This is a genomic window from Reyranella sp. (assembly GCF_050185545.1).
Classification (GTDB): Bacteria; Pseudomonadota; Alphaproteobacteria; order Reyranellales; family Reyranellaceae; genus Reyranella.
The window spans coordinates 35337-46941 of record NZ_JBFWZI010000038.1 but is presented as its reverse complement, the minus strand read 5'-3'; the positions used below and the strand labels follow the sequence as shown (position 1 = coordinate 46941).

At 66.3% G+C, this 11605-nt stretch carries 11 protein-coding genes and 1 pseudogene; 7 read left to right on the top strand and 5 right to left on the bottom strand.

The genetic code is table 11. The features are described from left to right. Both AB7O82_RS13350 and AB7O82_RS13345 read left to right on the top strand, forming a co-directional pair. Positions 1–605 (top strand): annotated as a pseudogene (locus AB7O82_RS13350) (FAD-containing monooxygenase EthA); the annotation flags it as partial. 82 nt (positions 606–687) lie between these two features. Beyond that, a complete protein-coding gene (locus AB7O82_RS13345; protein WP_428619554.1) occupies positions 688–816 on the top strand; it encodes a hypothetical protein in 129 nt (42 codons plus the stop codon). Positions 817–1150: 334 nt separating this feature from the next. Here AB7O82_RS13345 and AB7O82_RS13340 read toward each other — a convergent pair whose 3' ends face one another. After that, positions 1151–1576: a hypothetical protein gene (locus AB7O82_RS13340; RefSeq protein WP_428619551.1), complete on the bottom strand. Its 426-nt coding sequence runs from the start codon at positions 1574–1576 to the stop codon at positions 1151–1153. 301 nt (positions 1577–1877) lie between these two features. Further along, positions 1878–2333, bottom strand: a complete 456-nt coding sequence (locus AB7O82_RS13335; RefSeq protein WP_428619549.1) for an ester cyclase — start codon at positions 2331–2333, stop codon at positions 1878–1880. A gap of 48 nt (positions 2334–2381) precedes the next feature. On the opposite strand from AB7O82_RS13335, the gene AB7O82_RS13330 reads away from it, so the two are divergent. Next, complete coding sequence (locus AB7O82_RS13330) at positions 2382–2864, top strand: MarR family winged helix-turn-helix transcriptional regulator (RefSeq protein ID WP_428544870.1); 483 nt, start codon at positions 2382–2384, stop codon at positions 2862–2864. Between the two features lie 32 nt (positions 2865–2896). Here AB7O82_RS13330 and AB7O82_RS13325 read toward each other — a convergent pair whose 3' ends face one another. From AB7O82_RS13325 to AB7O82_RS13315, 3 genes are all read right to left on the bottom strand, one after another. Next, entirely contained in the window at positions 2897–3322 is a 426-nt protein-coding gene (locus AB7O82_RS13325) for a hypothetical protein (RefSeq protein WP_428544873.1), read from the bottom strand. Between the two features lie 172 nt (positions 3323–3494). Next, positions 3495–5915 carry a GcvT family protein gene (locus AB7O82_RS13320; protein WP_428619546.1) on the bottom strand — a complete coding sequence of 807 codons (2421 nt, stop codon included), beginning with the start codon at positions 5913–5915 and terminating at the stop codon, positions 3495–3497. Then, positions 5912–7171, bottom strand: coding sequence for an aromatic ring-hydroxylating oxygenase subunit alpha (locus AB7O82_RS13315; RefSeq protein WP_428544879.1), 1260 nt, complete (start codon positions 7169–7171; stop codon positions 5912–5914). Before AB7O82_RS13315 ends, AB7O82_RS13320 begins: the two co-directional genes overlap by 4 nt. Before the next feature lie 205 nt (positions 7172–7376). Here AB7O82_RS13315 and AB7O82_RS13310 point away from each other — a divergent pair, with 205 nt between their 5' ends. From AB7O82_RS13310 to AB7O82_RS13295, 4 genes are all read left to right on the top strand, one after another. Then, positions 7377–8366: a putative 2-aminoethylphosphonate ABC transporter substrate-binding protein gene (locus AB7O82_RS13310; RefSeq protein ID WP_428544932.1), complete on the top strand. Its 990-nt coding sequence runs from the start codon at positions 7377–7379 to the stop codon at positions 8364–8366. A gap of 214 nt (positions 8367–8580) precedes the next feature. Continuing rightward, the gene (locus AB7O82_RS13305) at positions 8581–9648 is read left to right on the top strand and encodes a putative 2-aminoethylphosphonate ABC transporter ATP-binding protein (RefSeq protein ID WP_428619545.1); all 1068 of its coding nucleotides are present in this window, start codon (positions 8581–8583) and stop codon (positions 9646–9648) included. Further along, the gene (locus AB7O82_RS13300) at positions 9645–11378 is read left to right on the top strand and encodes a putative 2-aminoethylphosphonate ABC transporter permease subunit (RefSeq protein WP_428544885.1); all 1734 of its coding nucleotides are present in this window, start codon (positions 9645–9647) and stop codon (positions 11376–11378) included. Before AB7O82_RS13305 ends, AB7O82_RS13300 begins: the two co-directional genes overlap by 4 nt. A 34-nt stretch (positions 11379–11412) precedes the next feature. Beyond that, positions 11413–11586: a hypothetical protein gene (locus AB7O82_RS13295; RefSeq protein WP_428544888.1), complete on the top strand. Its 174-nt coding sequence runs from the start codon at positions 11413–11415 to the stop codon at positions 11584–11586. The last annotated feature ends 19 nt before the right edge of the window (positions 11587–11605 follow it).

The following is an 11605-nucleotide window of genomic DNA, read 5'->3' as shown; positions in this document are numbered from 1 at the left end:
GCTACAGGCCGTGGGACCAGCGGCTCTGCCTGGTGCCAGACGCGGATTTCTTCCGCGCCATCCGCGCCGGCAAGGTCTCGATTGTCACCGATCATATCGAGACCTTCACCGAGACCGGCCTGAAGCTGAGATCCGGCGCAGAGCTCGCGGCCGACCTGATCGTGACGGCGACCGGGTTGGTGCTGATCCCGCTGGGTGGCGTCAGGCTCACAATCGACGATCACGCCGTCGATCCGGCGCGGACCTTTCTCTACAAGGGCATGATGTACAGCGACGTGCCCAATCTCGCCTCGGTGTTCGGCTACACCAACGCCTCATGGACGCTGAAGGCCGACCTGGTGTGCGAATATGTCTGCCGGCTGCTGAACCACATGGATCGCCACGGCTTTCGCCAGTGTACGCCGCGCAATGCCGATCCGACGCTCGAGGCCGAGCCGTGGGTCGACTTCTCCTCCGGCTACATCCAGCGCGCGCTGGCGCAGGCGCCCAAACAGGGCTCGCGCCGGCCGTGGAAGCTCCACCAGAACTACGTGCTCGATCTCCTGAGCCTGCGCTTCGGCTCGCTGCACGACGAGGCGATGGTGTTCTCCAATCCGGGAAGATGAGGCAGCACAGGAAGTCGGTGCATCGACCGAAGCCGGCGTTCGCGCCTACGACAAGGGTGATACTGCAACGGCATACCGCCTATTGAAGGCGGCCTCGGATGCCGGTGATTCAGATGCGCAGGTCAATCTCGGCTACCTGTACGCGTGTGGGCACGGCGTACCGATCAATCAGGAGGAAGCCCTGCGGCTCTATCTGCTGTCGGCACGGTAGGGCAACGCCGAAGGCATGAACGCAGTCGGCTACAAATACCGGTTCGGCACGGGCGTGAAGGCGAATGTCGGCGAGGCGGTACATTAGTTCTGTCGGGCTGCCATGTCGGGTGATCCGCGCGGCCTCAACAACCTCGGCATCCTGCATTTCGAAGGCAAAGGCGTGCCGCGCGACGTCGAGTAATTCCGCAGCCTGTGGCGGCAGGCGGCCGAACGCGGCAATCCCAACGCGATGTTCAATCCTGGCCCCTCATTGCTCGTCGGACCCGACGAGCCGCTCCGATCGGCAGGACCGGCTTGCCTGGCCATTGGGCCATGGCCTGTCGCGATGTCAGTCACTGGATCGCGACGCGCCGGGAGGCGAGGACGGCGGCACGCCCCTGATCGGGGGATACTTCCGCGATCTCGCAACCCGGCATCCACAAGCCGACTTTAACCGAGACCTCGACATAGCGCGTCTGACCGTCGGTGATCTGGACCTGGCCGCCACTCGTCTTGTCACCATATCGACAATCGATCCCGATTGCACCGGGCGGCCCCTCGAGACGCAGGTAGGTATTAGTCGCGAGCTCGGCCGTGGCGCCGCCGACGATAGCCACATCGATCGCGCGGGCGGATCCCATCCAGCCGGACCGGTATATATAGAGGGCACCTTTGTCCGGCGCCGGCCGATCGAAGCGCTTCGCCTCCTGATCCTCTTGCGTGCTTGCCATCGGCACCGTTGCACAGGCGCCCAACGTGACGAGCAGCAACAGCGCCAAACCCGCACTCCGAAGCAATTTCGCATGCCTATCAGGTTCGGCCATCGGCAACTCCCAGGGGCGGAGACAGGCGATCTTTGCACGCCAGGACCTTTCAGCTTGCCTAACCAGCCAAGTGGACGGAATTGCGGCATTCCGCGTGTCCCACAGGAGGAGCGCCGGAACTCGGGAAGGTGTTCAGGAAGGCGGGCGGATCGAGGGCTTGAAGGCGGCGCTTCGGGCGCGTTCCACGAGGTCCGACGCTCAGCAAGGAGCCTGGGGAGGCCGGGAGACTGCAGCCCTGTGCTCCCATACCTCGGCGCTATCCGGACCGGTAGGAAAGACTTGAAAGAGCGGGAATCGGATCGGCGCCGATCTGGCGCAGGAGCGACGCCAGGTCGTAGTGGAAGCGCTCGGCCGACATCAGCCCGTCCTTGAACGCGAGAATCACCAGAAAGGGCTGCACGATCGGCCGACCGGTCGGCTCGAGGCCGAGGAAGGGGCCGACGTGGCGGCCGTGCCAGGTCGCCGTGGCGACGTAGAGACCGTCGGTCGTCCAGTGCGCGCCTTGCCCTGGCCCCCGCTTTACCTCGACATCGAAGGTGGTCCACCATTGCCGGTAGTGGGCGGTTGCGCCCTCGTGGCCGTGCCAGGTCTGCCCGGTGGCGAAATCGTCGAAGCGGCAGTCCGGGTGCAGCGTGGCGAGCGTGGCCGGCAGGTCCTGGGCATTCTCGGCCTGCAGATGGCGGCGGATCAGGTTGGCGAGGGTTTCGTCCATGGCAAGACCTTTGATATTCGAATTCTGATATCATATAAGAAGGCTGATATGAGTCGCAAGACGGGAGCCGCCATTCCGCAACCGGGCGAGGGCAGGCGCGGGCCGGAAGGGCATCTCGCCTACCTGGTGCGCCAAGCCAACGTCGCGGTGCGTGCGGCGATGGAGAAGGCGCTGGCCGACCTCGACGTGACGGTGCCGCAGTTCGCCGTGCTCACGATGATCGCGGCCTATCCCGGCGTCTCGGGTGCGGACCTGGCGCGGCTCACCTTCCTAACGCCGCAGACCATCAACGTCATCGTGCGCAACCTCGAGAAGGCGGGCGCCATCGAGAAGTCGGCGCACGCCGTGCACGGCCGCATTCTCCAGCTCGCGGTGACGGCCAGCGGCCGGGCCCTGCTCAAACGCTGCCGCGCTCGCGTGCACGCGATCGAGGACCGCATCGCCGACCTGGTCGGTCGCGACGACGAGCGCGTGATCCGCCGCTGGCTCAGCGCCGTTGCCGAGACGCTGGGCAAGGAGCGCTCCTCCTAGCGCCGGATGGCTCATCCCAACGGACGCAGCCACTAAATCCAGGATTCAGAACGGTGCTCCTGACGAACGGCGCGCATGACGGCAGGCTGCTCGAGGACGCGCCGCGCATGTGCTCCGAAATGCGGCCAGCTCGCTTCCGGACGCGGCATCCCGTCCGTCCAGCGACAAAGCGTCAGAGCGTACGCGTCGATGGCCGAATGGGATTCTCCGAGGAGCCAGGGACCGCAATTGGCTTCCAGCGTGCCGTCGAGGATGTCAAGCATGTCGGCCACCTTCGCCTCGGCGGACGATCTCGGCTCGGCGAGCGTTTCCGGGCTGCTTCCCCATTTGCCGGGGTGAAGGTACATCGAGACAGCCGGATGCAACGTCGTCGCGAGCCACATCAGCCACTTGTAGAAGTGCGGCCGCTGCACGTTTCCCTGTGTTGGCGCCAGGTCTTTTTCCGGATGACTGTCCACCAGATGGAGACAGATCGCGGCGCTCTCGTAGCTCAGGCGGACCGCGGACGTCCCGCCCGCTCATGTCGAAGAGCGGGCGAGACGCCCGCGGTCCGGAAGATTCATGACCTCCGTCGCTGTAGGAACGGCAACACCTTCCCAACGAAGCACCAGCGAAGCTGGGGAGGAAGGCCTACACAAGGATCTTCTTCCGTTCCGGATCGACCGCCGCGCCGGGGATGCGGCGGGCGGTGTGGCGGCGGGTGAAGGCTTCAACTTCGTAGTCGGCGTGACTGGACTCTTCGGCCGGGACGTAGCCGAAAGCGATGGCCTTGCCGATCGTGTGGCCCCAGCCGGCCGACGTGGTGACGCCCAGCACCTTGCCGTCGCGGCGGATGGCTTCGCCGCCGTAGAGCTGGATTTCGGCATCGACCAGCAGCGTGATCAGGCGGCGGCGCGGGCCGATGGCGCGCGCCTTCTCGAGCGCAGCGCGGCCGATGAAGTCGGTACGCTTCTTCAGCGCAACGGTGAAGCCGAGGCCGGCCTCGTAGGGCGTGTAGTCGGGAGTGATGTCGGCGCCCCAGTAGAGGTAGCGCTTTTCCAGACGTAGCGAATCGATGGCGCGGTAGCCGGCGTTGGCGATGCCGAAATCCTGGCCGCTAGCCCACAGAAGCTCGTAGACGTGGGCGGCGTACTCGGTGGGCAGGTGCAGCTCGTATCCCAGCTCCCCCAGGTAGGTGACGCGCAGCGCCAGAACCGGCGCGTAACCGATCCGCAAGCTCCGCGCGCTCATGTAGGGGAAGGCCGCGTTGTCGACGTCGCCGTCGGCGACCGTCGCCAGGATGTCTCGGGCGCGCGGGCCGGCGAGATTGATGGTGGCGCGGGCCGATGTCAGCTCCTGCACCGTCACCGAGCCGTCGGCCGGCAGGTGCTTCCTGATCCAGCCCATGTCGCGCACGCCGAAGGCGCTGCCGGTCACCATGTAGAAGCGCCTGTCGTCCACGCGGGCAAAGGTGAGGTCGGCCTCGATGCCGCCGCGCTCGTTGCAGAGCTGGGTGTAGACCAGGCTGCCCGGAGGCTTGTCGAGATCGTTGGCGGCCAGCCGCTGCAAGGCGGCGAGCGCGCCGGGGCCGGTGATCTCGTACTTCGAGAACGAGCTCTGGTCGATCAGCACGGCACGTTCGCGGGCGGCGCGGCATTCGCCGCCGACGGCGGCGAACCAGTTGGGCCGGCTCTCGAAGGAGGGACGGTCGACCGCCTCGCTGCCGACGGCAGCGAACCAGTTGGGGCGCTCCCAGCCGAAGCGCGAGCCGAACACGGCATTCCTGGCCGCAAGCAGCGGATAGAGCGGCGAGCGCCGGCCGCCGCGCGCCGTGTGCAGCTCCTCGATCGGATAGTGGATCTGGTAGTAGCGCCAGTAGCTGTCGACGCTGCGCTCGGCGAGATACTTGGCGCTCATGTGGTGGCAGCCGAAGCGGCGCACGTCGAAGGCCCACAGATCGAGGCCAGGCTCGCCCTCGACGATCCATTCGGCCATTGCCTTGCCGGCACCGCCCGACGCGGCGATGCCCGAGGTGAAGGCGCAGGCCACGTAGAAATTGTCGCGTTCCGGGGCGAGACCCATGATCGGCTCGCCGTCGGGCGAGATCGGGATTGGCCCATTGATCACCGTGCGGATGCCGAGCTCGTTCAGAATCGGCAGGCGCTCGGCCGCCGGTAGCATGAACTGCTCCAGCCGGTCCTGGTTGGGCTGCAGCAGCTCGCGGCCGAAGGCGAACGGCACGCCCTTGGCGCCGAAGGTCGGCGTGCCCTGTTCCCAGCCGCCGATCGCCAGGGCGCCTGGCTCGGGCTTGAGATAGAAGATGCGGTCGGGATCGCGCAGCGTGGGCAGGCCCTGCGGGATCGCATCGCTCTTCTCGGTGATCAGGTACTGGTGCTCTACGGCGCCGGCCGGCACCTGCACGCCCGCCATGCGCGCGACGTCGCGCGCCCAGATGCCCGCGGCGTTGACCACGATCTCGCAGGCGATCGCGCCCTGATCGGTCAGCACGCGGGTGATGCGTCGCCCGGCTGCCTCGAAGCCCGTCACCAGCACGTTCTCGACGATACGCACGCCGCCGGTGCGCGCGCCCTTGGCATAGGCCATGGTCAGGCTGGAGGGCTCGACCGAGCCGTCGGTCGGCACGAATACCGCGCCGACGATGCCGTCGGGCGCGATCAGCGGGAACTTTTCCTGTGCTTCCCTGGCGCCGAGCGTGTGCAGCTCGAAGTCGAAGCTCCTTGCCGTCGTCGCCATGCGCTTGAGCTCGCTCCAGCGCTCGGGCGAGGAGGCGAGCCGCAGGCTGCCGACCGGCTTCCACTCCGTCGCCTGGCCGGTCTCGGCCTCCAGTCTGCCGTAGAGCTGGGCGCTGTACTGCATCAGGCGCGTCAGGTTGCGCTTGCTGCGCAGCTGCCCGACCAGGCCGGCGGCGTGCCAGGTCGAGCCGTGCGTCAGGCCGCTCTTCTCCAGCACCAGGACATCGCGTTGGCCGAGCTTCGCCAGGTGATAGGCAATCGAACAGCCCACCGCACCGCCGCCGATCACGACGATGTGGGCTTGCGTCGGCAGGCTCATGCCCCTGGCTCACACACCTGCAGTTCGCCCAGATACCAGTCGAGGAAGTGTGCGACGTTGCGTTCGCGGACAAGGGAGAAGGGACCGGGCACGTACGCGTGCGAACCGACGCCCTGCTGCTGGTCCTCGCAGATCGTCCAGTCCTGCCGGTTCGTGATGTCCCAGATCGGTATCAGGCGGTCGATCGTGTAGTCGCGGCCCTCGACCGCCTTCTCGTCGACCAGCCAGTAGCCGCGCACATGCGTCTCGTTGGGCCCGATCGGCGTCAGGCGCGATGCGGCGGCGTAGTCGCAATTGGTGTGCTGCCAGAAGTTCGGGAACACCGTGGTCCGCAGGGTGCCGGAATCCCATTCCTTTATGTCGCCCATCAGGCAGGACAGCGGCTTGCCGTCCAGGCTCTGGGTGACGAAGCCTTCCATGACCGGTGTGCGATGGCAGCGCCACGACGCCCCGGTCATGGTCGACATGGCATCGCCCTCGTCGAGCCCGAGGGAGCGGAAGCGGGCATTGGCGCGCGCCACGATCGCATCCATCGCCGGCTGCTGGCTGGGGTCGAGCATGGCGAGGTCGCGCTGCACGTCGTAGGCGGCCGTATTGTACTCCTTGTGGTTGGGCGGGCAGTGATAACACTCGCGATTGTTTTCGAAGACGATCTTCCAGTTCGCTTTCACGATGTAGTCGACCTGGTGGGCGATCCTGGCGCGTTCGATCGCGTGCGGCTTCATCTTGTGGCGGATGGTGGCGAGCGCGGCGGAGAAGTCGGGCGGCGAGTCGGCCAGCGAGACGAACAGCAGGCCGGCGGCGTTCTCGATTGCCACCGGGCGCAGCGACAGCGAGGCCCGATCGACGCCGAACTCGCGTTGGCTGTCGAGGACGAGGCTTCCGTCGAGCTCGTAGGTCCAGCGGTGATAGGGGCAGACAAAGCGATTGGTGTTGCCGTGCCCAGTCTTGCAGATGATCGAGCCGCGGTGCCGGCAGACATTGTGGAAGGCGCGGATCTCGCCGCCGCGATCGCGCACGACAACGATCGGCTCGCTGCCGATCCGCCAGGTGAAGAAGTCGCCCGGCCTGGCAACCTGGAAGGCGTACCCGGCAAAGACCCAATGGCGATGAAAAATCCGTGCCAGGTCGGCGTCGAAAACATCGGGCGCCACGTAGAATTCGCGCGCCAGCGGGCCGCCGGACCGGTGCTCGGCGACCAGGCGGGCCAGCTCGGGCGCCAGGGGCGACCGCGCCTTGAGCGGCGTGCCATCCATTTTCGTCTCCTTTTATCCTCAAACTATCATGCCGCGCTTGCCGGACCCCAGCCCCATGTTAAGGTTTTGTGAATCGCTGCAACGAAACCATCATAGTGTGCGTGTAGCGATGACGATCGAGGGTGATCGAAGCAGGGGGACAAGCATGAGGATTATTGCAACTACGCGGCGGGCCGTCCTGTTGGGCGGCGCGGCGCTGGCCGCCATGGCGTTCGGCACGGGGACCGCGCTCGCACAGAAGACCAAGCTCACCGTCTATACGGCGATCGAGAACGAGCAGCTCGAGCCGTTCAAGAAGGCCTTCGAGGCCGACAATCCCACCATCGAGATCGCCTGGGTGCGCGATTCGACCGGCATCATGACGGCCAAGCTTATTGCCGAGAAAGCCAATCCGCGAGCCGATGTCGTGTGGGGGCTGGCGGCCTCCAGCCTCGGCCTGATGGCGAGCATGGGAATGGTCGAGCCCTACACGCCGGCCGGAGCTGACAAGCTGAAGCCGATCTTCCGCAGCGGCAAGACCCCGGACACCTGGGTCGGCATGGACGCCTATCTTGCCGTGGTATGCTTCAACACCGCCGAGGGCGAGAAGAACAAGAAGCCGAAGCCGGCGAGTTGGGCCGACCTGATCAAGCCCGAGTACAAGAACTCGATCGTGATGCCCAACCCGGCGTCGTCCGGTACCGGCTATCTCACCGTCGCCGGCTGGCTCACCATCATGGGCGAAGAGGCGGGCTGGAAGTTCATGGACGCGCTGCACCAGAACGTGGCGCAGTATCTCCATTCCGGCTCGGCACCGTGCGTGCAGGCTGCCAAAGGCGAGCGCCTGATCGGCATCGGCTTCGACATGCGCGGTGCCTCGGAAAAGACCAAGGGCGCGCCGATCGATCTCGTCGTCCCGAAGGAGGGCCTGGGCTGGGAGATGGAGGCCACCTCCATCATGAAGGGCACCAAGAATCTGGATGCCGCCAAGAAGCTCGCCGACTGGGCGGTCACGCGCAAGGCCAACGAGCTCTACGGCAAGTACTATGCGATCGTCGCCGATCCCGCGGTCAAGTCGATGCCGAAGAATTACCCGGCGGATGGCGAGAAGCTGATGGCCAAGGTCGACGTCGACTGGATGGCGAAGAACCGTGATCGCATCCTGGCGGAGTGGTCCAAGCGCTACGACGGCAAGTCGGCGCCCAAGGCGAAGTGACGGGCAGGTTGCGAACCTCCCCCGTAGTCGGGGGAGGTGCCCCCGCAGGGGGCGGAGGGGGAATGCCTCAGTCGAGGTCTCTGACATTCCGACGTCGGGCTCGGAGGAGGCTCGACTGCGGCCCTTCCCCTCCGGCCCTTCGGGCCACCTCCCCCGATGACGGGGGAAGCGACGTACAGGGCTCTCCGTGGCCTTCGGCCTCGGGACGAAGACGATGGCCTATCTAGAAGTCCGCAATCTCTTCAAGCGCTACGGCGACTTCACGGCGCTGAACGACATCTCGCTCGACGTCACCGAGGGCGAGTTCGTGTGCTTCCTGGGACCGTCGGGCTGTGGCAAGACCACCTTGCTGCGGGCCATCGCCGGGCTCGATCCGCAGAGCTCGGGCACGATCCACCAGAAGGGGCGGGACATTTCCGCCCTGCCGCCGGCGCAGCGCGACTTCGGCATTGTCTTCCAGTCCTATGCGCTGTTCCCCAACCTCTCGGTCGTCGACAATGTCGGCTACGGGCTGGTGAGCCGGCGGCTGGGGCGCGCGGAGATCGCCAAGCGGGTCGACGAGCTCCTGACGCTGGTCGGGTTGCCCGACGCCGGCCCCAGGTATCCGGCGCAGCTTTCGGGCGGCCAACAGCAGCGCATCGCGCTCGCCCGGGCGCTCGCGACCTCGCCCGGCCTGCTTCTGCTCGACGAGCCCTTGTCGGCGCTCGACGCGCGCGTCCGCCTGCGCCTGCGCCACGAGATCAAGGCGCTGCAGCGCACCCTCGGCGTCACCACCGTCATGGTCACGCATGACCAGGAGGAGGCGCTCACCATGGCCGACCGTATCGTAGTGATGAACGCCGGCTGCATCGAGCAGGTCGGCACGCCGCAGGAAATCTACCGCCGACCGGCGACCGCGTTCGTCGCCGACTTTGTTGGCTCGATGAACTTCCTTTCGGGCACCCTGTCGGCGCCCGGCAAGGTCAGGGTGGACGGTCACGAGTTCACCTGCGCGGCCGAGGATGGATTGGCACCGGGAACGGCGGTGCAGCTCTGCATCCGGCCGGAGGATGTCCGCGTCCGCGACCTGCCGGCCGATGTGGTCAACCGTGTCGCCGTCGAGGTTGGCGAGCTCGATTTCGTCGGCTCGTTCTGCCGCGCAACTCTTTCCGTTCGCGCCGCCGAGAAGGTGAACCTGATGGCCGATTTCTCGAGCAACCTGATCCGCGACCTCGGCGTCGAGCGCGGCACCCGGCTCGATGTCGCCTTGCCGCCCGACCGGTTACGGGTGTTCGCGGCGTGACAAAGCGCGAAGGCTGCTTCGCGCCTGTTGCCGCTTCTGCCAAGGTGCCGGCCGCGCGCCTGCGGTCGCGCGTTGCCCTGTCGCGCGACGACGTGGTGATGCGCGCCGGCGTCGTTGCGCTGGCGGGCGTGCTGCTGCTGATCGTCGGCCTGCCGTTGTGGTCGCTGCTCGCCAAGGGGTTCGAGGACAAGACCGGCGCCTATGTCGGCCTGGCCAACTACGTGACCTATTTCTCGACGCCGGCCCTGTTCGATTCGGCGCTCAACTCGCTACATGTCGCGGCGGCAGCGACCCTGATCGTGGTGCCGCTCGCCTTCCTGTACGCCTATGCCCTGACCCGCGCTGTGCTGCCGCTTCGCTGGTTGTTCCAGGGCATCTCGCTGATCCCGATCTTCGCGCCATCGCTGCTGCCGGGCCTGGCGCTGATCTACCTGTTCGGCAACCAGGGCTTCTTCAAGGGCGTGCTGGGCGGGCCGATCTACGGCTTCGACGGCATCCTGATCGCCCAGGTCTTCTACTGCTTCCCGCACGCCACCCTGATCCTGGTGACGGCGCTCGCCACCGCCGATGCCCGGCTCTACGAGGCGGCCGACGTGCTGGGCGCGTCCAGAGTCAGGGTGTTCTTCACCGTCACCTTGCCGGGCGCCAAATACGGCCTGATCAGCGCTGCGCTGGTCGTGTTCACGCTGGTGATCACCGACTTCGGCATCGCCAAGGTGATCGGCGGCAACTTCAATGTGCTGGCGACCGACGTCTACAAGCAGGTGATCGGCCAGCAGAACTTCTCCATGGGCGCGGTGGTGGGCATGGTGCTGCTGGCCCCGGCCGCATTGGCCTTCGTCGTCGACCGCGTCGTCCAGCGCAAGCAGGTAGCGTTGCTGACCGCGCGCGCCGTGCCGCTAGTGCCGAGGCCCAAGACCGGCCGCGACATGCTCTTCACCGCCTACTGCACCGTCGTCTCGATCGGCATCCTGGCGATTCTCGGCATGGCGGCGTGGGGCTCCCTGATCAAGTACTGGCCGTACAATCTCAGCCTGACCTTGGACAATTACGAGTTCTCCAACTTCGACGCCAACGGCTGGATGTCGTACTTCAACTCGCTGGAGATGGCCGTCCTGGCGGCGGTCGGCGGGACGACGCTGATGTTCGTCGGCGCCTGGCTGAACGAGCGAACGCGCGACTTCTTCATCATGCGCGGCATCGTCCAGTTTCTCGCTTTCCTGCCGATGGCGGTGCCCGGCCTGGTGCTGGGGCTGGGCTACATCTTTTTCTTCAACGCCCCCGGCAATCCGCTCAACTTCCTCTATGCCACGATGGGCATCCTGGCGATCAATTGCGTGGCGCACTTCTACACGGTGGGCCATCTCACGGCGACGACGGCGCTTAAGCAGATCGACCCCGAGTTCGAATCGGTCTCGGCCTCGCTCAAGGTGCCGGTGTGGCGCACTTTCAGCCGCGTGACCGCGCCGATCTGCCTGCCCGCCATCCTCGACATCGCGATCTACCTGTTCGTCAACGCCATGACGACGGTGTCGTCGGTGATCTTCCTCTACGCCCCCGACACCAAGCTCGCCTCGGTGGCGGCAGTCAACATCGAGGAGACCGGAGCGACGGCGGCGGCCGCGGCGCTGTGCATCGTGATCGTCGTCACCTCGGCCGCCGTGAAGGCCCTGCACCTGCTCGCCGACCGCTACCTGCTCGGCCGGCTGCAGGCCTGGCGCAGGCGCTGACGCGTCGCGCCGCTGGAACAATCAGGGGAACGACGTGACACTGGTCCTTGCGCTGATCGTCGTGCTGGCGCTGGCTCTCGCGCTCTGGCTCGTGTCGCTGCCCCGAAACATGCCGGCCTACACGCGGGTAACCTTCTACATAGCACTGGTCGTGGTGGCCGCGCTCGTCATCCTTTTGAACCTGCCCGCTTCGGGCTATTCGCCGTAACCAATGTGCCACAGTGGGC